Annotated in this window: 18 protein-coding genes, 1 tRNA gene and 1 pseudogene; 8 read left to right on the top strand and 12 right to left on the bottom strand. The window is 70.8% G+C overall.

Annotated features, from left to right (window positions below; genetic code table 11):
• Positions 1 to 193 precede the first annotated feature (193 nt).
• Together QSJ40_RS12775 and QSJ40_RS03135 are read right to left on the bottom strand one after the other, a co-directional pair.
• Positions 194 to 505, bottom strand: a pseudogene (locus tag QSJ40_RS12775) (4'-phosphopantetheinyl transferase family protein); the annotation flags it as partial.
• 31 nt (positions 506 to 536) lie between these two features.
• Entirely contained in the window at positions 537 to 1,727 is a 1,191-nt protein-coding gene (locus QSJ40_RS03135; protein WP_006214202.1) for a glycosyltransferase family 4 protein, read from the bottom strand.
• A gap of 365 nt (positions 1,728 to 2,092) precedes the next feature.
• Between QSJ40_RS03135 and QSJ40_RS03130 the strand changes: the two genes are divergently transcribed.
• Both QSJ40_RS03130 and nhaA read left to right on the top strand, forming a co-directional pair.
• Entirely contained in the window at positions 2,093 to 2,590 is a 498-nt protein-coding gene (locus QSJ40_RS03130; protein ID WP_006214201.1) for a DUF2505 domain-containing protein, read from the top strand.
• A 192-nt stretch (positions 2,591 to 2,782) separates the two neighbouring features.
• A complete protein-coding gene (nhaA, locus tag QSJ40_RS03125) occupies positions 2,783 to 4,078 on the top strand; it encodes a Na+/H+ antiporter NhaA (protein WP_137802795.1) in 1,296 nt (431 codons plus the stop codon).
• A 101-nt stretch (positions 4,079 to 4,179) separates the two neighbouring features.
• Here nhaA and sufU read toward each other — a convergent pair whose 3' ends face one another.
• From sufU to QSJ40_RS03105, 4 genes are all read right to left on the bottom strand, one after another.
• Positions 4,180 to 4,683, bottom strand: coding sequence for a Fe-S cluster assembly sulfur transfer protein SufU (gene sufU / locus QSJ40_RS03120; protein ID WP_006214199.1), 504 nt, complete (start codon positions 4,681 to 4,683; stop codon positions 4,180 to 4,182).
• Positions 4,680 to 6,014 (bottom strand): SufS family cysteine desulfurase, encoded by a 1,335-nt coding sequence (locus tag QSJ40_RS03115; RefSeq protein WP_137802794.1) that lies wholly within the window; start codon positions 6,012 to 6,014, stop codon positions 4,680 to 4,682. Before QSJ40_RS03115 ends, sufU begins: the two co-directional genes overlap by 4 nt.
• A 95-nt stretch (positions 6,015 to 6,109) precedes the next feature.
• The gene (pth, locus tag QSJ40_RS03110; RefSeq protein ID WP_137802793.1) at positions 6,110 to 6,691 is read right to left on the bottom strand and encodes an aminoacyl-tRNA hydrolase; all 582 of its coding nucleotides are present in this window, start codon (positions 6,689 to 6,691) and stop codon (positions 6,110 to 6,112) included.
• Positions 6,692 to 6,862: 171 nt separating this feature from the next.
• Positions 6,863 to 7,528, bottom strand: coding sequence for a 50S ribosomal protein L25/general stress protein Ctc (locus tag QSJ40_RS03105; RefSeq protein ID WP_285728629.1), 666 nt, complete (start codon positions 7,526 to 7,528; stop codon positions 6,863 to 6,865).
• A gap of 621 nt (positions 7,529 to 8,149) precedes the next feature.
• On the opposite strand from QSJ40_RS03105, the gene QSJ40_RS03100 reads away from it, so the two are divergent.
• From QSJ40_RS03100 to QSJ40_RS03090, 3 genes are all read left to right on the top strand, one after another.
• A complete protein-coding gene (locus QSJ40_RS03100; RefSeq protein ID WP_058871753.1) occupies positions 8,150 to 9,859 on the top strand; it encodes a sugar transferase in 1,710 nt (569 codons plus the stop codon).
• A 334-nt stretch (positions 9,860 to 10,193) separates the two neighbouring features.
• Positions 10,194 to 11,858 carry a GH25 family lysozyme gene (locus QSJ40_RS03095; protein ID WP_171004201.1) on the top strand — a complete coding sequence of 555 codons (1,665 nt, stop codon included), beginning with the start codon at positions 10,194 to 10,196 and terminating at the stop codon, positions 11,856 to 11,858.
• Positions 11,859 to 12,114: 256 nt separating this feature from the next.
• The gene (locus QSJ40_RS03090) at positions 12,115 to 13,293 is read left to right on the top strand and encodes a CAP and S-layer homology domain-containing protein (RefSeq protein ID WP_006214193.1); all 1,179 of its coding nucleotides are present in this window, start codon (positions 12,115 to 12,117) and stop codon (positions 13,291 to 13,293) included.
• Positions 13,294 to 13,399: 106 nt separating this feature from the next.
• On the opposite strand, the gene QSJ40_RS03085 is transcribed toward QSJ40_RS03090, so the two are convergent.
• The 3 genes from QSJ40_RS03085 to QSJ40_RS03075 all read right to left on the bottom strand — a co-directional run bounded on the left by QSJ40_RS03085 (position 13,400) and on the right by QSJ40_RS03075 (position 16,074).
• The gene (locus tag QSJ40_RS03085) at positions 13,400 to 14,383 is read right to left on the bottom strand and encodes a ribose-phosphate diphosphokinase (protein ID WP_006214192.1); all 984 of its coding nucleotides are present in this window, start codon (positions 14,381 to 14,383) and stop codon (positions 13,400 to 13,402) included.
• Positions 14,380 to 15,903 (bottom strand): bifunctional UDP-N-acetylglucosamine diphosphorylase/glucosamine-1-phosphate N-acetyltransferase GlmU, encoded by a 1,524-nt coding sequence (glmU, locus tag QSJ40_RS03080; protein ID WP_137803075.1) that lies wholly within the window; start codon positions 15,901 to 15,903, stop codon positions 14,380 to 14,382. Before glmU ends, QSJ40_RS03085 begins: the two co-directional genes overlap by 4 nt.
• A gap of 98 nt (positions 15,904 to 16,001) precedes the next feature.
• A tRNA-Gln gene (locus tag QSJ40_RS03075) sits at positions 16,002 to 16,074 on the bottom strand.
• Between the two features lie 150 nt (positions 16,075 to 16,224).
• Between QSJ40_RS03075 and QSJ40_RS03070 the strand changes: the two genes are divergently transcribed.
• The 3 genes from QSJ40_RS03070 to QSJ40_RS03060 all read left to right on the top strand — a co-directional run bounded on the left by QSJ40_RS03070 (position 16,225) and on the right by QSJ40_RS03060 (position 19,870).
• Positions 16,225 to 18,057, top strand: a complete 1,833-nt coding sequence (locus QSJ40_RS03070) for an ABC-F family ATP-binding cassette domain-containing protein (protein ID WP_058871757.1) — start codon at positions 16,225 to 16,227, stop codon at positions 18,055 to 18,057.
• 28 nt (positions 18,058 to 18,085) lie between these two features.
• Positions 18,086 to 18,421, top strand: a complete 336-nt coding sequence (locus tag QSJ40_RS03065) for a PaaI family thioesterase (RefSeq protein WP_249933889.1) — start codon at positions 18,086 to 18,088, stop codon at positions 18,419 to 18,421.
• Between the two features lie 102 nt (positions 18,422 to 18,523).
• The gene (locus QSJ40_RS03060) at positions 18,524 to 19,870 is read left to right on the top strand and encodes a phosphotransferase (RefSeq protein WP_137803067.1); all 1,347 of its coding nucleotides are present in this window, start codon (positions 18,524 to 18,526) and stop codon (positions 19,868 to 19,870) included.
• 6 nt (positions 19,871 to 19,876) lie between these two features.
• Here the strand turns inward: QSJ40_RS03060 and QSJ40_RS03055 are convergent, their stop codons facing one another.
• The 3 genes from QSJ40_RS03055 to rsmA form a co-directional block, all read right to left on the bottom strand.
• Entirely contained in the window at positions 19,877 to 20,980 is a 1,104-nt protein-coding gene (locus tag QSJ40_RS03055) for an acyltransferase family protein (RefSeq protein ID WP_171004202.1), read from the bottom strand.
• A gap of 191 nt (positions 20,981 to 21,171) precedes the next feature.
• Positions 21,172 to 22,146 (bottom strand): GHMP family kinase ATP-binding protein, encoded by a 975-nt coding sequence (locus tag QSJ40_RS03050; RefSeq protein WP_249933890.1) that lies wholly within the window; start codon positions 22,144 to 22,146, stop codon positions 21,172 to 21,174.
• On the bottom strand, positions 22,143 to 23,135 hold the full coding sequence (gene rsmA / locus QSJ40_RS03045; protein WP_285728618.1) for a 16S rRNA (adenine(1518)-N(6)/adenine(1519)-N(6))-dimethyltransferase RsmA: 993 nt from the start codon (positions 23,133 to 23,135) through the stop codon (positions 22,143 to 22,145). The genes QSJ40_RS03050 and rsmA overlap by 4 nt, the downstream gene beginning before the upstream one ends.
• Positions 23,136 to 23,141 lie beyond the last annotated feature (6 nt).

Here is a 23,141-nt window from a genome sequence, read left to right as displayed (position 1 = left end):
ACCGTCCCGACAGCGCGACGGCTCTCGCCGTCGCGGACAGGACCACCGTCTCCCCCGTCTGCGCAGTGCGCGCAGCGGGCACGGTGGTCGAGGCCACTGCCAGGAAGCTGCGGATCCCCCGTCGCCGCGCCAGGAGCGCGGCCGATCCATGCAGCTGCACCCGATGAGCGGTCTGCTCCTCGGATCCGGTCCCCTCGGCGGAGGATCGCCGTCGGATCGGTGCACATCGTATGTCAGTCCATGAAATCGGATCTGAGGCGCTGAGGTCCAGACATTTCATGACAGTTTCCTTGAGCGCCACCAAAAGGGCCACACGCGCCGTGAGCTCCGGATCGGGTGCGGCCCCCTCCGCCGGCGCATCCAGGCCGACCCTCTCCTGGGGGTGGAGCACACGACGGAGGTAGGCCGGGCCGAAAGATTCGATCGCCTCCGCCACCGGCCCGTGGGCCTGGATGTCGCAGCCCACCGCGACGACGCGGCGGGAGGCCTGCGGCGCAGCGGACATGGCGAGCTCCTTCGATCAGCCCAGCCGCGGATCAGCGGCTCGGACCGGCATATCCTGCCAGCTCCGCGGAGCCCTTGGTCTCGCGCGTCACCCCGTCGACGATCTGCGTCGCGCTCTGCCGCCCCGGAGCGCCGCGTCCGCCCACGCCCCACGGCCGGACCTCGAGCCCGTAGGCCTGGGCGAGCCTGTCGTGCTGGACACCTGCGCAGTTCTCGCGCAGTGCCCGGTCCTGCTGAGAGACCATCTGCTCGCGAGTGGCGTGCTCAGCGATCCGCTCCCAGCGCTCGGCGAGATCCGAGGGCCGATCGAGCACGACGGGCAGCGACACCTCGTGGAAGGCCTGGATCGAGCGCACGGCGATGGGCCGCCCCAGTTGTGCGGCCTCGAGGACCGTGATCGGGAAGCCCTCCCAGGCCGCCGTGTGCAGGTACAGATCGGCCTCCGCGAGGTGGCGCTCGACCTGTGCAGGAGGGATCCACCCCGTGACCTCGATGCCGGCGGACTCCAGATCCGCCTGCATGGTCTCGTCGCCGCCGCCGACCCACAGCGCGCGCACGGGGTGGCCCTCTGCGCGCACCGCGCGGACCGCAGCGCGGAACCACGCGGGGTCCTTCTGCGCGGTCAGGCGACCCGAGCCCACGATCAGGAGGCCTCGAGGATCCGAGGGCTGCTGCACCAGAGTGGGGGTCGAGTCCGCCTCGAGCTCGGCGATGTTGGGGACGTGGACCAGCTCGACGTCCGAACGCCAGGCGCGCGCCGGCGCCAGCTCGGCGCGCGAGCAGCCGGCCAGGACGTCCGTGCGGTGCAGCAGGACGCGCTCGACGCCGCGGAATGCCGCGCGCTCGAGCCGCGACTTGTCCTCGCGGGCGAACGCCCACGCGTGCGGGGTGTAGACCGAGCGGAAGCCGTCGAGCCCGATGCCGGCGACGCGGGCCCACACTCCGGCGTAGCTGGAGTGCGAGTGCACGACGGCCGGATGCAGCTCGCGGATGGTCTCGCGGACGGTGCGCACCGCACCCAGCTGACCGCCGGTGATGGCGGTGACGGAGGCGAAGTCCTGGCGCCACTGCGCTCCGAGAGCTTCGGCCTCCGGGCGCAGCCGGCACACGATGTGGTGACGAGCCTCGGGCAGATCCCGGACGTAGTCGCGCACGGCTGCGGCCACGCCTCCGCCGAATGCCTCGACGACGTGCAGGACGTCGATGGCAGGGCTGTGCTCCATGCGGTTCCCCCTAGCGGCCGGGCGGATCGACCCGGCTCAGAACAGCGCCGCGGATCGAGCCCCTCGATCGCTGCGACGCCGGATGAAGATGTTCGAGGCCCGCTCCCCCGAGCGACGACCCCGGCGAGCGACTCTACGCGTCGAGCGGCTCGGACTCGGCGTTCGGGACCTCCACTTGACCCCACAGATGCGCAGGGACGTCCCCTCACCTGTCGATCTCCGGCTCGCGTCGAGGGCCGTCCCAGGTCTCGCCGTAGAATGGCCGATGAATGACAGTGCGCGATCGGCCCCACCGCATTTTCGGCCAGGCGCGGTCGCCGCGTGCTCGACCAAGCTCCCGTCGTCGTCCCAGCAGGAGGAGTCCCATGGCCGTCAACGCCAGCCAGACCATCAATGCCCCCGTCGAGAAGGTCATCGAGACCTTCACCGATGAGGCCTTCAACCGCCATGTCGCCGAGCGCGGCGGCGCGACCCTGGTGTCCCAGAACGTCGAGGGCGACACCTCGGGTCCGTTCAAGGTCACGATCGTGCGCAGCATGGGCGCGGAGAAGCTGCCGGACATCGCGAAGAAGTTCGTCAAGGGCGGACTCACCGTGACCCAGGTCGATACCTGGTCCGGTCCTCGCGACAACGGCTCCCGCGACATCCAGACCGAGGTCTCCGTGGGCGGCATGCCCGTCTCGGGCTCCGGCACGCAGACCCTGACCGCCAAGGGCGAGACCACCGACGTCGCCGTGGACGTCACCGTCAAGGCCAACATCCCGCTGGTCGGCGGCAAGGTCGCCTCGGCCGCCGAGCCCTATGTGGGCAAGGCCCTGAGCCTGCAGTCCCGAGAGGCCGACGCCTGGATCGCCTCGCACTGACCCGCCCGGCGGCTGTCCTGGCCGCACCGGCTGCGCGCCCCGGAACCCCGCCACGCAGCAGGGTCCCGGGGCGTCGTCATCTCCGGCGCCATCGGCACTTCGACGCGACGCAGGCAACTGCGGTCGTAGACTGGCCCGATCCGCGGCCGGTGCCCAGCACGGGTCGATGCCATGCCGCACGGAAGGTCCCCGATGTCCCAAGCCCAGTCAGCCAGCAGATCGCCTCTGCTCCGTCTCGGACATGCCCTGCGCCAGGACCTGGTGGGCGGCGTGCTGCTGCTCGTGGCGCTGGTGGCCGCCCTGGTGCTGGCCAACACGCCGGCCGAGTCCTTCTACTTCGGACTGCGCGATGCCGAGGTGGGCATCCACTCCGTCCCCGGGCTGACCCACACCGTCGGCGAATGGGCCGCCGACGGGCTCCTGGCGATCTTCTTCTTCCTGACCGGCCTGGAGCTCAAGGCCTCCTTCGTGGACGGCGAGCTGCGCAATCCGGCCAAGGCCGCCGTGCCGATCGTGGCGGCTTTCGGCGGCGCCGCCGTGCCGGCGATCATCTACGCGGTGCTCAACCTGACCGCCGGCTCGGACCCCTCGACCATTCAGGGCTGGGCCATTCCCACCGCCACGGACATCGCCTTCGCCGTCTCGGTGCTGGCCGTGGTGGGCTCCGCGCTGCCGGTGGCCATGCGCACCTTCCTTCTGACGCTGGCCGTGGTCGATGACCTCATCGCGATCGTCATCATCGCCATCTTCTACAGCCACGGCTTCAGCTTCCTGCCCCTGCTGGCCTCGTTCGCCGTGCTGGCCGTGTACTGGGTGCTGACCCACCGCTTCGCCTCGTTCTTCATGGCGCGGGCCTGGGCCGCCTGGGTCATCCTGCTGCCCCTGGGCTTCGTGGTCTGGATCCTGATGTACAACAGCGGCATCCACGCCACGATCGCCGGCGTGCTGCTCGGCTTCGCGACGCCTGTGCTGAAGACCCGTCCGCACGTGATCAACGACGAGGACCCCGCCCAGGGCCTGGCCCCGACCCTCGAGCACCGCTTCCGCCCGCTGTCCAACGGACTGGCCGTTCCGATCTTCGCCTTCTTCTCCGCCGGTGTGGCCGTCGGAGGCGTCGAGGGCATCCGCTCGGCGGCCACCGACACCGTGGCCGTCGGCATCGTGCTGGGACTGGTCTTCGGCAAGATGATCGGCGTCTTCAGCTCCGCTTGGCTGATGGACCGGTTCACCCCTGCCAGCAAGGACCGCGACTACCAGTGGATCGACATGGCGGGCCTGGCCATGGTGGCCGGCATCGGCTTCACGGTCTCGCTGCTGGTCGCCGAGCTGTCCTTCGGCATCGGCTCCCCGCACAACGACCATGCGAAGGTCGGCATCCTCTTCGGCTCCACGATCGCCGCGCTTGCAGGCGGCGGCCTGCTCGTGGCTCGCAACCGCCACTACAAGAAGCTGCGCGACGAGGGCGCCGAGGTGGACACCATGGGCTGATCGGCGCGCTCGCTTCCGCGCACCGACGACGACGGCGCTGCACCTTCTCCAGATGGAAGGTGCAGCGCCGTCGTCGTGAGAGACGAGCGCGGACCCGGCGATCAGCCCTGCTGCCCGGCCTGAGCCCGCTCGATCGCCTTCTCGGCCGCGACCCAGCCCAGCGCCGCGCACTTCACCCGGGCGACGAAGCGCGAGACGCCGGCGAAGGCCGCGGCATCGCCCAGCAGCTCGACATCCGGCTCGATGCGACCGCGCGAGTGCAGCATCTCTCGGAAGGCGTCCAGCTGCTCGCGCAGCTGCTCCAGGGACGAGCCGGGCGCCATCTCCGAGAGCACGGAGGCCGCGGCCATGGAGATCGAGCAGCCATCGCCCTCCCAGGTCACGGACTCGACGGTCTCACCGCGCAGGCCCACCCGCAGCCGGATCTCATCGCCGCAGGTGGGGTTGTACTCGTGGTCCGCCCCGGCGGCGCTCTCCTGCCCCACCGGCTCCGTGACGGCGTCCTTGCCGGGCAGCTCCCGGATCTCGGCCGCCAGGCCCTCGCCGACGCGGCGCTTGGAGTGGTCCAGGATCACCTCCTGGTACATCTGATCGAGCTCGCTCATGCTCTCTCCTTCCCGCTGCTGGCGGCGCTGGTGTCCTCGTCGACCCGGAAGTAGGCTCGCACCTTCCCCAGCTCCTCCAGGAACCGGTCGATGTCCTCCGTGGTGCTGTGCACGTAGGCACTGGCCCGTGTGGTCGCCGCGGTGCCGAGCCGCCGGTGCAGCGGTTGGGCGCAGTGGTGCCCCACGCGCACGGCCACCCCTGCGACGTCGAGCAGCTGGCCGACGTCGTGGGAGTGCACGCCGTCCACCACCACGGAGGCCAGGCCCACGCGGGGCTCCCCGGCTGGCGGGCCCACGAGCTGGATTCCGGGCAGCTGCTCGATGCCGGCGGCCAGGCGCTGGCCGAGCTCGGCCTCGCGGGCCTCGATCCGGGACATGCCGATGCCCTCGAGGAAGCGCACGGCCTCCGCCAGGGCGACCGCCTGGGAGATGCGCTGGGTGCCGGCCTCGAACCGGGTGGGGGCCGGCATGTACTCGCTGGACTCCATGGTGACCCGCGTGATCATGGACCCGCCGGTCAGGAAGGTGGGCAGCGCCTCGAGCAGCTCGCGGCGGCCCCAGAGCGCGCCGATGCCCGTGGGCCCGAGCATCTTGTGCCCGGAGAACACGGCGAAGTCGACGTCGAGGGCATGGAAGTCCACCGGGAGGTGCGGCACCGACTGGCAGGCGTCGAGCACCACGAGCGCTCCCACCCGGCGGGCCGCCGCGACCAGCGCGGAGACGTCGTGGACGGCGCCGGTGACGTTGGAGACGTGGGCGAAGGCCAGCACCCTGGTCCGCTCGGTCACGACCTCCTCGAGGGACTCGAGATCGAGCAGCCCCCGGTCATCGACCGGGATCCAGCGCAGCGAGGCTCCGGTGCGAGCGCACAGCTCCTGCCACGGCACCAGGTTGGCGTGGTGCTCGGCCTCGGTGATCACGATCTCGTCGCCGGGCCCCAGACGGAAGCGCTGCGAGGCCTCGGTGGCACCGTTGGAGCCTGCGGTCGCGTTCGAGAAGGCGTAGGTGAGCAGGTTCAGGCCCTCGGTCGCGTTCGAGGTCCACACGATCTCCTCCTCCTGCGCGCCGACGAAGCCGGCGACCGTGCGGCGAGCGTCCTCGAAGGCGTCCGTGGCCTCGACGGCCAGGGTGTGCGCGCCGCGGTGCACGGCGGCGTAGGACGTCTCCAGGAAGGAGCGCTCGGCATCCAGCACGCTGACGGGGCGCTGGGAGGTGGCCCCGGAGTCCAGGTAGACCAGCCTGCGGCCGTCGAGCTCGCGCTGCAGGATCGGGAAGTCGGCGGCCAGGCGCCGAGCCTCGGCGTCGTCGAGGGGTCCGTTCGGGGTGTCCATGTCGAAATGCCTCCATCGCGTCGGGCCCGTCCGGCGCACGAGGCGCGGGACGGACTATCCACGGTAGTCCAGGGCTCCGACGGCCCAGCGGAGCCTCAGGAGCTGTGGAAGGCGTTCTGGGCGGCGGTGAGGCCGTCGTCGATGATCCGCTCGACGGCATCGGCCGCCCGGTCCAGGTGCAGCGGCAGGTCCTTGGCCTCGGCCGAGCCGAACGGGCGCAGCACGTAGTCCGCGGTGTCCATGCGCCCCGGAGGACGCCCCACGCCCACACGCACTCGGAGGTAGTCCTTGGTGCCCGCGGCCTTGGAGATGTCGCGCAGCCCGTTGTGCCCGCCCTCGCCGCCGCCGCGCTTGAGGCGCAGGGTATCGAAGGGGATGTCGAGCTCGTCGTGGACCACGATCAGCTGCTCGGCGGTGGCGTCGTAGTACTTCAGCAGCGCGCTCACCGGCCCGCCCGACGTGTTCATGTACGTCAGCGGCTTGGCCAGCACCAGGCGCGGGCCGCCCGGGCGCAGGCGGGTCTCGATGACCTGGGCCCGCGACCTGTGCGCCGAGAAGCTGCCTCCGGTGCGGCCGGCGAGCTCGTCCAGCACCATCTGGCCCACGTTGTGGCGGGTGGCCGCGTACTGGGGACCGGGATTGCCCAGTCCCACCACGATCCAGCGATCGGTCGTCATGCGGGGCTGCTCCTCGAAGTGCTCGTCGTCGTCATCGTGTCCGTGGCGCACACCGTGCGCTCGGTCCATCCTGCCCGCTCGCGCGCCAGGACGACGATGGCACCCCGTCGCGCGGACGGGGTGCCATCGGGATCCGGCGCGCCGTCGGCCGGAGCCGGGCGCACAGGGGGATCACTCGGAGTCGGAGGACTCCTCGTCGGAAGCCTCGCCGCCCTCGGACTCGCCCGACTCCTCGCCGGACTCGCCCTCGGCGCCCTCGGTCTCCTCGTCCTCCGGCTCCTCGCCGAGATCCTGCTCGATGGGCTCGGAGACGTTGATGACCATGGTCTCGGGGTCGGTGAGGACCTCGACGCCCGACGGCACCACGATGTCCGACACGAGCGCGTGCTCGCCCGGCGTGCGGCCCTCGATGTCGAGCTCGACCTGCTCCGGGACGTTCAGGGCGTCGGCCATGACGGTGAGAGTGGTCTCCTCCTGCGTGTAGATCGCGGAGGGGTCGACCTCGCCGGTGACGTTGATCGGCAGGTCGACCTCGACCTTCTGGCCGCGCTTCACCGTCAGCAGATCGATGTGGTAGATCTCCGGGCGGATCGGGTGGCGCTGGACGTCCTTGAGCATGGCCAGGTGCTTCTGGCCGTCATCGGCCAGGACCTCGATCACGGCGTTGGCATTGCGGGAGATCAGCATCATGTCGTGGCCCGGCAGGGACACGTGGATGGGATCGTGACCGGCGCCGTAGATGACGGCGGGGATCTTGTCGGCCTGGCGGATGCGGCGGGCGTAGCCCTTGCCGAAGTCGGTGCGGACCTCGCCGGGGACCTTGGTGGTATCAGCCATGGTGGCTCCTCCTGATGCAACGGGTTCTCGTGGTGGTTCATCGGTGCCGATCGGCGAGCGACCGGGACCTTCAGCCTCCACGGCTTTCCGGACACGAATGCGAGGCATCCGATCGGATCATCCCGCGCGCTGGATCCGCGAGCCTCGAGCTCCGGATGCGCTGGAAGAGCAGGTACCAGCCTCGTCGATCACGGGAGTCCGCGGGATCTCACCCGCGCGCTCCCCTCGCCTCGGCAGCCCGCACAGCATACCAGCCTGCGCTCACGACCCCGGAATGCGGACATCGCCCCATGTCACACGGTTCGAGCTGCCCCCGGCTCGCTCGAGGCCCCGACCAAGAGACCACAGCAGAGAACACCCATATCGGGCTCCGGACTTGTAGGATGGGCCTGTGGGATGCTCGCGCACCCGCTCGAGATCAGCCGTGGGGACGGCGGATTCCGAGCGGGTCGCGGGCGCTGACCCGCATCAGCATCGCAGGAAAGCATCGGGACGCCCCTAGCAGCGCGTGGCCCTTCGACGGCGCCGTCATCGCACGACGTACCCGCGGCAGTGCCGCGGCGACGATCAGGGACCAGGCGCGATCGCCTCGGTGCATTCCACCAGGGGGAGGAATCATCCATGAGCAGGTCGCTCGGCACATCGCCGCAGACCGATCGCCGCACGACCGCCCGGGAGTACCGCTCGCAGCGCCGCGCGCACCCGTCGCAGGGCGCGGGCTCAGGCCCCGCGGCCACCACGGAGCACAAGGGGTCTGCGCGCCACGACCCTGCCCCTCTGCCCCGCCGGCCCGACGGCAGCGGCGGGGAGCCGACCACCGGCCCCATCCGCATCATCCCCACCCCGGATGCCCCGTCCCGCCCGCTGCCGACCGCCACGGAGCAGCAGTGGCGCACCGGATACGTCACCCGCATGCGGATCGTGGACGCCCTGGCCATCGTGGTCACGCTCGTGCTGGCACAGGTGGCCCGCTTCAGCCTCCCCGATGCCCAGGCCGAGCTGATCATCGGCCGGTTCGGCATCCACTACCTCGTGGTGGGCCTGATCATCGGCCTGCTGTGGTGGTGCGCGCTGGATCTGCGCGGTACCCGAGCCGTGCGCCTGATCGGCAGCGGCATGGAGGAGGCCCGGCAGGTCCTCACCGCGACCCTGATGGTCTTCAGCGCCGTGGCGATCGTCTCCTACGCCCTGGCGCTGCCCGTGGCGCGCGGCTACGTGCTCGTGGCTCTGCCGGCCGGTGCGGCGCTGCTGATCCTGGGCCGCGTGATGCTGCGCTCCCAGCTGATCCGCCGCCGTCGCGCGGGCGAGGCCATGGCGCCCACCATGATCGTGGGCCGTCGTCGCGGCGCCCTCGAGACTGCCGAGTCGCTGCGCGCGCACGTCGAGTCCGGGCTGGACCCGGTGGCGGTCTACGCCCCCACCACGCGCAAGCAGATGCCCTCGAATCTCGAGGAGATCGAGATCCCCAATGCCCTGGCCCCCGACCAGACCCCCTCGGTCTCCGGAATCCTGGAGGCCGTGCGCCGCCACCGCATCCAGACGCTGGTGCTGACCAACAGCTCGCCGCTGACCTCGGCCGAGATCCGCCACCTCTCCTGGTACCTCGCCGATGCCCACGTGCGACTCGTGCTCAACACCGGGCTCACGGACATCGCAGGGCCCCGCATCCACACGCAGCAGGTCGCCGGTCTGCCCCTGATCCACGTGGCCACCCCGCGCATGACCCGCTCGCGACGGATCCTCAAGCGCCTGGTCGACATCGTGGGCGCGCTGGGAGCGCTGATCGCGTTCTCGCCGATCATGCTGGTCGTGGCTCTGGCGGTGAAGGCCCACGACCGCGGCCCCGTCCTGTTCCGCCAGCAGCGCGTGGGCCTGGACGGGACGCACTTCAAGATGCTCAAGTTCCGGTCCATGTACACGGATGCCGAGGAGCGCAAGGCGGCCCTGCTGGCGGAGAACGAATCCGGCGGCGACGTCCTGTTCAAGATGAAGGACGATCCCCGCGTGACCGGCCCCGGCAAGGTGCTGCGCCGCTACAGCCTCGACGAGCTGCCCCAGTTCCTCAACGTCCTGCGCGGAGACATGTCGCTCGTGGGACCCCGTCCCCCGCTGGACTCCGAGGTCAGCAAGTACGACTCGTACGTGCACCGCCGCCTGCGGGTCAAGCCCGGCATCACGGGCCTGTGGCAGGTGTCGGGACGCTCGGACCTCGACTGGGAGCAGGCAGTGCGCCTGGACCTCTATTACGTCGAGAACTGGTCGGTGCTCGAGGACCTGCTGATCCTCCTGCGCACCGTGAAGGCCGTCTTCGCCCACGAAGGCGCCTACTGAGTCTCAGCCCAGCGCGGACGCCGTGAGCTCGGCGACACTGGCCGCCGGCTCCGATCCCGCTCCGGCGACCTCCTCGAGGCCGCGCCACCGGTACCGGCGGCGCGGCCTCGAGGCGTCTGCCGCGGCATCGCGCGGCTGTCCCCCAACCTGTTATTGATCTGTTCGTGATCTGCGCAGATGCGCGCGATCAGTAGCGATACACCTTTGTATCGTGATTCCCCAGAAATTGCTGATAACGACCTGATAAATAACCCGAGACTCGCTTATGCTTTGAGGCGTCCGCGCGCCCGGGTGCGTCGCGGATGCCCCCCCCCCGCGAACAGATAGGCCCCGCGTGTCTCCCTCCCCCCGCCACACCGCGACCTGCTCCGTGCTGTCCCTGACGGCTCTGACCATCACCTCCCTTCTCACCGCCGTCCCGTCCCACGCCGAGGAGTCCCCCGCCACCGGCACCACCGATGCGGGCGCCCCGGCGGGCGAGCTGCCCCTGGTCGACGGCGAGGTCGTCTCCTACGACGACGAGGCCGTGGCCTCCTACGACGACCCCGAGCTGCCGCAGTCCGCTCCGAGCACCGGTGATGACACTCCCGGTGCCGCCATGGGCCAGTACCAGAAGACGGTCGAGGAGGCCAAGCACCTCTCGGAGGACTCCGAGGAGACCATGGAGCAGATCGAGGGCGGGGACCTTCCCGATCCCGAGGACACCGCCTCCGCGTCGTCCACCTCGGGTCCCATCGGCGCCATGTCGCTGAGCGTGCTCGGCAGCGCCTGGCAGCCCTCCGGCATCCAGGGCATGGATGTCTCGGGATGGCAGCCGTCGGTGAACTGGACGCGGGAGTACTCCATGGGCGCCCGCTTCGCCTATGTCAAGGCGACCGAGGGCACCACCTACACCTCGTCCGCCTTCGACAGCCAGTACATCGGCTCCTATCAGGCCGGGATGACCCGCGGCGCCTACCACTTCGCCGTGCCGACCCGCACCTCCACCGGTGCTGCGCAGGCGGACTACTTCGTGGACAACGGCGGCGGCTGGTCCGCCGACGGCCGCACGCTGCCCGGCCTGCTGGACATCGAGTACAACCCGTACCCAGCCTACGGCAACATCTGCTTCAATCTCTCCCAGTCGGAGATGGTCAACTGGATCGAGAGCTTCTCGAACCGCTACGAGAAGCGCACGGGCCGTCTGCCCGCGATCTACTCGACGACCGACTGGTGGGCCACCTGCACCGGCAACACTGCTCGGTTCAACGACCACCCGCTGATGATCGCGCGCTGGACCGGCTCCCCCGGAGTCATGCCCAACGGCTGGAGCACCTACGACATCTGGCAATACTCCGAGACCGGCCCGTTCTCCGGCGACTCGAACGTGTTCGGCGGCAGCGCCGCCAAGCTGCGCGACCTGGCCATCAACCCGAACTACCGCCCGATCGGCGGCAAGGCTCCGACGACCGCGCCCACGACCGCCGGCCCGTTCCGCGATGTCTCCGCCAGCAATCAGTTCGCCACCGAGATCACCTGGGCCAAGAACAAGAAGTACCTCAACGGCTGGTCCGACGGCACCTACCGCCCCACCGAGAACATCGACCGCAACGCCATGGCCGCCGTGGCCTACCGCATGGCAGGCTCCCCCGCCTACACCCCGCCGCGCGTCTCCCCCTACAAGGACCTGACCCCGCAGTCGGCCTTCTACAAGGAGATCACCTGGGCCCGCTCCGAAGGCCTGCTCACCGGCTGGTCCGACGGCACCTTCCGCCCCCTGAACGACATCGACCGCAACGCCACCGCAGCGCTGCTCTACCGCATGGCCGGCTCCCCGTCCTACACCGCACCGCGGACCACCTCCTTCAAGGACGTCCCCACCGGATCCGCCTTCTACAAGGAGATCCACTGGATGAGCGCCCAGGGCATCACGACCGGCTGGAACGACGGCACCTTCCGACCCCTGGACCAGACCCACCGCGACGCCATGGCCGCCTTCCTCTACCGCTTTGCCAACTGACCCCTGACGGTGCCCGCCCGCCCGGTGCTCGGGCGCCGTCAGGACCCGCTGACCATCGCGGCTGCGGCAGGACCCCCTGCCGCAGCCGCTCCCGCCCGGCTCGCAGCCGTCACCCGCGCGACTGCGAGCCCCGACGCTCTGCCCCGAGGCTTCTTCCCCGTCACGGACGCAGCACCACCCGGACGCGCTCCCGCGTCCGGAACCAGATGCAACCGCTCAGACGGCACATCGTCCGTGCCAGCAAGGGAAGTGACCCATGACCCGTTCCGTTCGCCATCGACTCGCCGGCGCAGCGCTGGCCGCCGCGGCCCTCACGGCCCTGCCCGTGATGCTCGGGCCCGCACCCGCCCAGGCCGCCTCCCAGGACATCGTCAGCGTGGCCTCGTCCCAGAAGGACGGCTACCGGCAGCAGATCCTCAGCGAGATCAATGCCTACCGGACGGCTCGCGGCCTCAAGCCCGTGCGCTACTCCTCCACGATCACCGGCATCGCCCAGGACGAGTCCGATCGAGTGGTGCGTGCCGAGTACGTCAGCCACTCCCTGAACTTCGTCTCCGATCCCCGACGCGGCGCCGGCGTGGACGCCATGAATGAGATCACGGCCCTCGAGTACTCGATCAACCCCAAGGCCCTCGTCACCTGGTGGAAGAACTCCCCTGATCACAACAAGGTGCTGCTCTCCCCCAAGATCGACGTGATCGGCATCGGCGTCACGATCGCCGACGGGAACCTTGCTCGCACCGGGCAGCCCTGGCGGATCGTCTCGGTCGTCGACGGCTACGGCTATGCCTCGGGCTACGGCCCCTCCGACGCCCGCTCGTCGGTCACCTCATCCACGACGGCCAAGCCCACCACCAGCTCCGCCGTGAAGCCCCAGGCGACCCGCAAGACCGTCCCTGCCGGGCCCTTCGCCGATGTGCCGGGCGACCATCCTTTCGCCTCCGAGATCAGCTGGGCCAAGTCGAAGGGCCTGCTCACCGGCTGGTCGGACGGCACCTTCCGCCCGACCCAGAACATCGACCGCAACGCGATGGCCGCCGTGGCCTACCGCATGGCCGGCTCGCCCGCCTACACCCCGCCCAAGGTCTCCCCCTATAAGGATGTGTCCCCGTCCTCGGCCTTCTACAAGGAGATCACCTGGGCACGCTCGAAGGGCCTGCTCACCGGCTGGTCCGACGGCACCTTCCGCCCGCTGAACGACATCGACCGCAACGCCACCGCCGCGCTGCTCTACCGCATGTCGGGATCGCCGGCCTACACCGCACCGAAGACCTCCTCGTTCAAGGACGTGCGCCCCGGCTCGGCCTTCTACAAGGAGATCCACTGGATGAGCGCCCAGGGCATCACGACCGGCTGGAACGACGGCACCTTCCGCCCGCTGGATCAGACCCACCGCGACGCCATGGCCGCCTTCCTGCAGCGCTACTCGTCCTGACCCGCCTTCCGGGTCCGGCACAGCACGACGCCCTCGCTTCCGCACGGAAGCGAGGGCGTCGTCGTCTGTCCGCCGCGGCGATCTCAGGATCGGCGGCAGCCGGGTGTCAGGAGCGGCCGTTGAACAGGCTGGTGACCGAGCCGTCCTCGAAGACCTCCTGGATGGCCCGAGCCAGCAGCGGGGCGATCGAGAGGACCTCGAGGCCCTCGAAGCGGTGCTCCGGCGGGACGGGCAGGGTGTCGGTGACCACGACCTTGCGGGCGCCGCAGCTCTGCAGGCGCTCGACCGCGGGGTCCGAGAACACCGCGTGGGTCGCGGCGATGATGACGTCCTTGGCCCCTGCGGCCTTCAGGACCTTCACCGCCCCGGTGATGGTGCCGGCGGTGTCGATCATGTCGTCGATCAGCACGCAGGTCCGCCCCGCGACCTGGCCGACGACCTCCTTGGAGACCGCCTGGTTCGGCACGGTGATGTCGCGGGTCTTGTGCACGAAGGCCAGCGGCGAGCCGCCCAGGCGCTCGGCCCACTGCTCCGCCACGCGCACACGGCCGGTGTCCGGGGAGACCACGGTGACGTTGTCGACGTCGTCCACGAGCGTGCGCACGTGATCGGCCAGGATGGGGATGGCCATGAGGTGATCGACGGGGCCGTCGAAGAAGCCCTGGATCTGGGCGGTGTGCAGGTCCACGGACATCAGGCGGTCGGCGCCTGCCGTCTTGTACAGATCCGAGATCAGGCGAGCGGAGATGGGCTCGCGGCCCTGGTGCTTCTTGTCCTGGCGCGCGTACGGGTAGAAGGGCGAGACCACGGTGATCGAGTTCGCCGAGGCCCGCTTGAGCGAGTCCAGCATGAGCAGCTGCTCCATGATCCAGTGGTTGATCGGCGCCGGGTGGGACTGGATCAGGAAGGCATCGGCGCCGCGCACGGACTCGCTGAAGCGCACGTAGGTCTCGCCGTTGGCGAAGTCGTAGGCGTCGGTCGGCACGAGCTCCGTGCCGAGCTCACGCGCGACGTCCTCAGCCAGCGGGAGGTGCGCCCGGCCCGAGAGCAGGACGAGGCGGCTCGATCCGTTGTTGAGGATCCCGGTCATCGTGACTCGCTTTCTCCGGCCACACGGGCCGACGCGGTGCCGTCCGCGGTCTGCCCCGCGGACGTGCCTTCGGTTGTACCAGACTCAGCTGAACCCGTGCGGGCCCGTGCCGAGGCCTCCGCGGCTGCGGTGCCGGCGCGGTGCTGCTCGACCCAGCCCTTCACGATCACAGCACGGCCCTCGGTCAGCGCCAGGGCCCCTGCCGGTACGTCCTTGCGCACGGTGGTGGACGCACCCGAGTAGGCGCCGTCGCCGACCGTCACGGGGGCCACGTACATGTTGTCCGAGCCCATGCGGACGTGATCGCCGATTGTGGTGCGGTGCTTGTTCACGCCGTCGTAGTTCACGAACACGGAGGCGGCGCCGATGTTGGAGCCGGTGCCGATGGTGGCATCTCCCACGTAGGACAGGTGCGGGACCTTGGAGCCCTCGCCGATCGTGGAGTTCTTGGTCTCCACGAACGTGCCGATCTTGCCGTCGGCACCCAGCTCCGTGCCCGGGCGCAGGTAGGCGAACGGGCCCACCGAGGCGCCGGCGCCGATCCGGGAGTCCGAGCCGTGCGTGCGCACGACCTTGGCCCCGCGGCCGACCTGGACGTCGTCCAGGGTGGTGTCCGGGCCCACGACGGCGTCCTCGCCGATCGAGGTGACGCCGTGCAGCTGCGTGTTCGGCAGGATCGTGGCGTCCTGCCCGATCGCGACCTCGACGTCGATCCAGGTGCTCGCCGGGTCCACGACGGTCACGCCATTGAGCAGGTGGCGGCGCACCGTGACCTGGTTGAGGTGCCGGCCGAGCTCGGCCAGCGCCGCACGGTCGTTGGCACCCTCCAGCTCCATGTAGTCCTCCATGAGCGCGGCGTCCACGCGGCCGCCGGCCTCGCGGGCGATGCGGGGGACGTCGGTCAGGTACATCTCGCCCTGGGCGTTGTCCGTGGTGACCGCGGCCAGCGAGTCCCGCAGGACGTCGGCGTCGAAGGCGAAGATCCCCGAGTTGATCTCGGCGACCGCGCGCTCGGCCTCGGTCGCGTCCTTGAACTCGCGGATATCGGCGAAGGAGCCGTCGGCATCGCGCAGGATGCGCCCGTACTTGCCGGGCTCGGGGTGCTGGGCGGTGAGCACCGTGACCGCGCTGCCGTTGTCCTGGTGGGTGCGCACCAGATCGGCCAGCGTGTCCGGGGTCAGCAGGGGCACGTCGCCGTAGGTGACCACCACGGTGCCCTCGACCCGCTGCTGGGCGTCCAGGGCCTCGAGCCCGGCCAGCACGGCGGAGCCGGTGCCCGGGACCTCGGACTGATCGGCGATGATCGCCTCCGGGTCGAAGGCCAGGACGTGCTGGGCCACGCGGTCCCGGTCGTGTCGGACCACGACGGCCAGGCGCTGCGGGTCCAGCGAGCGCGCCGCCGCCAAGGAGTGCTCGACCATGGAGCGCCCGCAGATCTCGTGCAGGATCTTGGGAGTCTTGGACTTCATCCGCGTGCCCTTGCCCGCGGCCAGGACGATCACTGCGGCCGGCGGCACCATCGCCCCGGCGGATTCCGTTGTGCTCACGACTGTCGTGCTCCTCTGGGATGGGATGTCGAGGGGGCGGGACGAGTCGGTGGGCTGCCGCGTCCCGTCGGTTCCGCCTCTAGGGTTCGAACCTAGACTCCACGGCTCCAAAGGCCGGGGTGCTGCCAATTACACCAAGGCGGATCGCACCGTGGCGCGGCAGGTGCGGGACCGCTTCTCTCGCGGCTGCCGCGGGCACCGCGCGTGCTGGCCCACACTACCAGTCGGCACTCAGGCTCCTGGTGATGCCGCGGGCCCTCCGGCGTCCGCCGCGGCCGATAGGCTGAGCGGATCATGGCTCATCTACTCGGCGGGGAGAACCTGCACCTGTCCTTTCCCACCCGCACGGTCCTGGAGGGCGTGACGGTCGGCATCGACGCCGGCGACCGCATCGGCATCGTCGGGCGCAACGGCGACGGCAAATCGACCCTCATGAAGGTCCTCGCAGGACGGATCGACCCTGATCAGGGACGCGTGACCTCGCGCTCCGGGACCCGGATCGGGATGCTCGACCAGGCGGACGTCCTGGATCCGTCGCTGACGGTCGGTCAGGCCGTCGTCGGGGATCGTCCCGAGCACGAATGGGCCGGCGATCCCAAGGTGCGCGACGTCATCGGCGGGCTCGTGGCCGATCTGGACTGGGACGCGCCGGTGGGCGAGCTCTCCGGCGGCCAGCGCCGCCGCACCGCCCTGGCCGCGCTGCTGGCCCAGGAGTGGGATGTGCTGTTCCTGGACGAGCCCACCAACCACCTCGACGTCGACGGCATCACCTGGCTGGCCCGGCATCTGAACTCGCGGTGGCCCAAGTCCCAGGGCGGGCTCGTGGTGGTCACCCACGACCGCTGGTTCCTGGACGAGGTCTCCACCGCCACCTGGGAGGTCCACGACCGGATCGTGGATCCCTTCGAGGGCGGCTATGCGGCCTACGTCCTGCAGCGCGTCGAGCGCGACCGACAAGCCGCTGTGACCGAGGCCAAGCGGCAGAACCTCATGAAGAAGGAGCTGGCCTGGCTGCGCCGCGGCGCCCCTGCCCGGACCTCCAAGCCCAAGTTCCGCATCGAGGCGGCCAACGAGCTGATCTCCGATGTCCCGCCGCCGCGCGACACCGTGGAGCTGTCGCGGATGGCCGTCTCGCGGCTGGGCAAGCGCGTGGTCGACATCGAGGATGCCTGGGTCACCTACACCGGGGCCCACGACGACGAGGAGACCGGCCACCGGGAGGCCGGCGAGCACACGGTGCTCAAGGACGTGACGTGGCTGATCGCCCCCGGCGAGCGCACCGGCATCCTGGGTCGCAACGGCGCCGGCAAGTCCACTCTTCTGGGACTCGTCACCGGCGACGTCCAGCCCACCTCCGGAACCGTCACGCGGGGCAAGACCGTGAAGCTGGCCGTGCTGACCCAGCAGCTGCGCGAGCTCGAGGAAGTCGCCGAGGACCGCGTCTCGGATGTGGTCGGGCGCTACCGGACCTCCTACGTGACCGGCGGCAAGGAGATGACGCCCGGGCAGCTGCTCGAGCGGCTGGGCTTCACCAACGAGCACCTGGCCACGCCCGTGAAGGATCTCTCCGGCGGGCAGAAGCGGCGCCTGCAGCTGCTGCTGATCCTGCTCGAGGAGCCCAATGTCCTGGTGCTGGATGAGCCGTCCAACGACCTCGACACGGACATGCTCGCGGCCATGGAGGACCTGCTGGACACCTGGCCGGGCACCCTGCTGGTCGTCTCCCACGACCGCTATCTGCTCGAGCGGGTGACCGATCAGCAGTACGCCGTGCTCGACGGCCGCTTCCGGCATCTGCCCGGCGGCGTGGACGAGTACCTGCGCCTGGCCGACGGCTCCGCGCTGCAGACCTCCGAGTCGAACCCCATGGCCGCCTCCGCGTCCTCGCAGGGCTCCTCCCTGTCCGGGGCCGAGTCCCGCGCCATGCAGAAGGAGGTCGGGTCGATCGAGCGCAAGCTGTCCAAGCTGCGCGAGACGGTGGCAGACCGGGAGCAGGAGCTGGCCGACCACGACCAGACCGACTTCGAGGGCCTGGGCGAGATCACCGCCCGCATGAACGCGGCCAAGGACGAGATCGACGAGCTCGAGATGCGCTGGCTCGAGCTCTCCGAGCAGCTGGAGGGCTGATGCGGCCCCACCACCGGAGGAGACGCCCATGACCGCGGGAGAGCCCGCCGAGCAGACCGGCGCCGCACAGGCTGTAGGGAAGGCCCAGGATCCGGGCTGGTCGTCGATGACCGGGCTGGAGACCCTGCGCTGGCTCAAGGACCACGATTCCGACGCCGTCCCGTCGATCCGCCGGCTGCTCGGGATGAGCTTCGATGAGGTCGAGGCGGGCCGCGTCGTGATGTCCGTGAAGGGCATGCGGCTGCGCGCCGAGGGCACCACGATCCACGTGGGCGGGCGCACCGCGACCGCTGAGGGCCAGGTGCATCACGAGAGCGGACGGCTCATCGCTCACGCCACCACGACCTGCCTGATCATCCGCTGAGCGCTCGCCGACGACTGCGGGCGCCCGCGCGCACCTCGGGTTATCGTCGGGGAGATCGCGCGGTGAGGATGCCGCCGGCTTGAGATCCCGAGGGGAGACGACGTGGTCCCTGCCCCACCCGCCGACGGCGTCGCCGCGGAGCTGGCGGCCGTCGAGGTGCTGCGCGGCTCCGGTCTGCGCCGGGCCCTGGACTCCGTGCTGGCCGCCCATGGGCTGGCGCTGGGGCGTCGTCGGCTCTGCGCATCGGACGGGCGGCCGTGGCGGCGGATCGGCCTGCACCACCGCCCGGGCGCCGGGGTCACCGGCGTCTACGCGCTGCGGCTGCGCCACGATCTGCAGGGGGCGCCCACATGGCCCGGCAGGCTGCCGTCGCAGGACCCCGACGAGGTCGTCGTATGCCTGTCGACCGGGGCCATGCCGGCGCTGCCGAAGTCGGGCTCGGACTCCTCCTGGGGTGACCCCGGCCCCGTCGCGGTGGAGGCCGAAGGCTGCGCCCTGATCGGGTGGCTGTGGCCCGAGGACCCCTGGCTGCCGGGGCTTCGCAGCTCCACATCTCTGCTGGATCCGAGCCTGGGACTGGGCCTGCCGGATCCAGAGGCGCTGTCTCCGGCGCCTCTGTCCTATCGCCCCACCCGGCGCGCCGTGCTGCGCCTGAACGCCGACGGACTCGACGACCCCGCCGCCTGGCTCAAGGTCGTGCGGCCTGCCCGTCAGCACGAGCTCGTGCAGCGCCACCTCAGCCTCTGGGAGGCGGGCGTCCCGGTGCCCCAGCCCCTGGCGGTCTCCGGCGACGGCGGCGTGCTGCTGGCGCACGTTCCGGGGCACCCCGCCTCGCGGAAGCGACACGACCACCCGGAATCGCCGCTGCAGGCGGAGCATCTGCTCGCCCTGCTGGACCGGCTTCCGTGCTCGGTCATGGACCTGGCCCGGCGTCCGTCGTGGACGGATCGCGTCCTGGACTACGCGCGCTCAGCTGCGGCCTCCCTGCCGGAATCGGCCGAGGAGGTGCTCGCCCACGCGGAGGCGGTGGATGCCGCGCGGTGCGCGTGCGAGGACGCTGACCTGGTCCCGAGCCACGGTGACTTCCACGCCGGCAACGTCATGGTGGGACCCCGACTGCTGGAGCCGTCCCTGGGGCCGATCACGGGCCTGCTGGATCTCGATTCCGTGGGTCCGGGTCGCCTGGACGATGACCTGGCCTGCTATCTGGCGCACCGCTGCGCGCAGCTGGACGACCCCCGGGACGACCGCGCTCCCCTCTCCGCGCCGTCGATCGCGCCGGTGCTCGAGGCCTTCGACGGCATCGTGGATCCCGCGTCCCTGCGCGTGCGCGTCAGCGGCGTCCTGCTCTCCCTGGTCTCCTCGGCCGCCCGTCGGGGAGGCGAGGAGGCCGCAGCGCGGCGCCTGCAGCAGTCCCGGCAGGCGCTGCGCGCCGCGCAGGAGGTCTGAGCCGCCTCAGACCGCGTGGCGACCGCGCGAGACCCGCGGATCGGCCGGCTGCGGCAGGCCCCACAGCAGCGGCACCGATCCGGTGACCCGGTGGATGACCAGCGCCACGACGACGGTGAGGACCGTGAGCAGGACCGGACCCGCCCAGAGCATCACCGTGCCCATGGCCTCCGGCCAGGCCACGCGCGTCATCAGGCCGAGCAGCAGCTGCAGGATGATGGCGTGCAGCACGTAGATCGGCAGGCTGCGCGAACCCGCCGCTCGCGCCCAGCCCATGCCGCGGCGCCCGTCGAGCAGGTGCAGCAGCCACATCCCCGCAGGAATCCCCAGCAGCGGCGGCACCGCAGCTGTGAAGTGCTCCAGGACGGGGACCTCGCGGGTGGGCATCCACAGCAGCAGCGAGACCGCGAAGGCGACGCACCAGGCCAGTCCCTGCCACACGGGGATCTGCGGCACTCGGGTGCGGATGGCGCTGCTGCCCCAGGCCCCCGCCAGGAAGAACAGCCAGTGCTGGGGCACCTCGTTGCTGCCCCAGGAGACCTTGTCGACCAGACCCGGGACGAAGAGCACGTACAGCGCGAGCGCCACCAGCACGACGCCGATCCGCGGTCGCGTCCCCACCACGGCCTGCAGGCCGTAGTAGACCGCCAAGGCGATCAGGAACCAGAGGTAGGAGTCGAAGGTGAGCGTCTCATGGACCCACTCGCCGAGCTTGGCCCCCGGAGTCAGGGTGTCCGAGACCGCTCCGATGAGCAGGTAGGAGACCGCAAAGACGACCGTCCAGACCACGAACAGCCACAGCATGTTCAGCGGACGACGACGCCAGTACTGCCTGCCGTACTTCTCCAGCGAGCGAGTGACGAAGAAGCCTGCCACGACCATGAAGACGGGCATCCGCCACAGCCCGAGCAGGATGTTGACGTCGTTCCACAGGCCGTGGGCCTGCCACCCGTACTCCTGCTGGAGCCCGTAGGCGTGCCCCAGCACCACCAGGACGATCGCGGTTCCCTTGACCGTGTCGATCCACCGCTGCCGCGGTGCGGCTGCCGAGGCCCCGCTCTCCGGTCCGCCCCGATGCTCAGTCGCGGCGACGGAGCTGTCCACTGCCATGCCTCTCCCCTGCTGTTCGACCGCACGCCCCCTGCGCACGGGCATACAAGCCATCCAGCATGAGGCCTTTCGACAGCATCTTCCAGGGACTCGGACGAGACGTCCCCTTCAGTAAGGGTGCCTCATGACTTTGCAGGCACACGATCGCGCCCCGGGTCTGCGTTGCGTGTCCGGGCGGGAAGCCGGGTGTCTCAGCCGATGGTGCAGGCCACGGCGCACAGGCCGCGCTCGCGCAGCTGTGCCGCCAGCACCCGGCTCGACTCCGCGCCGTCGTCATGACCTGACGTGCGGGGCAGCGCGACGATCGTGGGCCCCGAGCCGGAGACCATCGCTCGAGCGTCCAGCTCCTCGAGCTCGTCGAGGCGCCGCCGCAGCTCGGGCGACATCTGCAGAGCCGGCGCCTGCAGATCATTGGCCAGCGCCTCCCCGCCGACCGCAGACTCGCCCTCAGCCAGGGCGCGCAGCAGCCCGGCGGGCACCTCCAGCTCGGACTCCCGCACCGTCGGTGCAGCGCCCTCGGCGCGCATCCGGTCCAGGGTCGCGAAGACCTCCGGAGTGGACAGCGCGCCGGTATCAGCCACGAGGACGCCGTGCCATCGGACCCGCACAGGCACGGCGCGCAGCTCGGTGCCGCTGCCGGTCCCGACCGCCGCTCCCCCCGTCATGGCGAAGGGGACGTCGGCGCCCAGGCCCGCACCGATCTCGAGCAGCCGCTCGCGCGCGATCGCATGGCCCGTCTCCCGCGCGATCAGCTCGGCGGCCGCGCTCAGCGCCGCTGCGGCGTCGGCAGAGCCTCCGCCCATCCCGCCGGCCACCGGCACGGCCTTGGCAATCCGCAGCATGAGACCGCTGGGCAGGTCCGGGGCCTCGGCCAGCACCGCCTGGGCGGCCCGGACCGCCAGATTGCGCTCGTCGAGCGGCACGAGAGTCGGGTCGAAGGCGCCGGCAGCCTCCTGCTGGGCCACCAGGGAGCCTGCGACCACCCGCAGCTCGCAGCCCACGGATCCGGCCGGGCGCTGCGGATCCAGCTCGAGCTGCACGGTCTCGAGTTGATCGACCGCGGCGTACAGGCTGGCCACCGAGTGGTAGCCGTCCTCGCGCAGAGGGCCCACCCGGAAGCAGAGATTGACCTTGCCCGGGGCCACGGCCTGGACCGGTCCGCTCACGATTGCCCGCCGCTCGAGGCGCGCGGTCCCCCGATGATGCCGCGGGAAGCACCGGCCGCCGCGATGCTCGCGAAGCCCAGCACGTCGAGCTTCTCCCCGCGCTCGGACGGGGCGATGCCGGCCTCGATCAGGATCTCCTCGGCCAGCGCCCCGGAGCCTGCCCAGCCGGACAGTGCGGCCCGCAGCGTCTTGCGGCGCTGGGCGAAGGCAGCATCGACCACGGCGAAGACGGCATCGCGCTCGGCACCCTCCCCCTCTCGACCAGACAGACTCAGCGCCTCCGCAGCGCCGATGCGCGCCAGCGGCTCGGCGCGACGGCGGAAGCGCACCAGTCCCGAGCTGATCCGCGGCGCCGGCCAGAAGACCTGGGTGCCGATCACGCCGGCCTTCTCGACCTCCGCATGCCAGGACGCCTTGACCGACGGCACGCCGTAGACCTTGGACCCGGGCCGGGCCGCCAGGCGGTCTGCGACCTCGTCCTGGACCATGACCAGCCCCTGGCGGATCGAGGGGAAGCGCGCCAGCAGGTTCAGCAGCACAGGCACGGCGACGTTGTACGGGAGGTTCGCCACGAGCGCCTCAGGCTCCCGGGGCAGCGAGGCGACCTGCAGCGCATCTTCCAGCACGACCTCGAGCCGGTCGGCGGCCTCAGGGCGGAAGCGGGCGACGGTGTGCGGCAGCTGTGCGGCCAGCGGCGGATCGATCTCCACGGCGACCACGTGCTCGACAGCATCCAGCAGCCCCAGGGTCAGCGAGCCGAGACCGGGGCCGACCTCCAGCACCGTGGCCACAGGACCGTCGTCGTGAGCGGCTTCCAGCCGTGCGGCGGCGACGATGCGGCGGATCGTGTTGGGATCGATCACGAAGTTCTGCCCCAGGGTCTTGGTGGGGCGGATGCCGGCGGAGGCGGCCAGCTCCCGGATCTCGGCGGGACCGAGCAGGGGGAGGACAGCGGGTTCCGGGGCATCAGGGCTCTGCACGTCGGACATGCTATC

Source organism: Kocuria sp. NBRC 114282, from assembly GCF_030268385.1.
Classification (GTDB): domain Bacteria; phylum Actinomycetota; class Actinomycetes; order Actinomycetales; family Micrococcaceae; genus Kocuria; species Kocuria palustris.
This window is presented reverse-complemented; position numbering and strand designations above follow the sequence as displayed.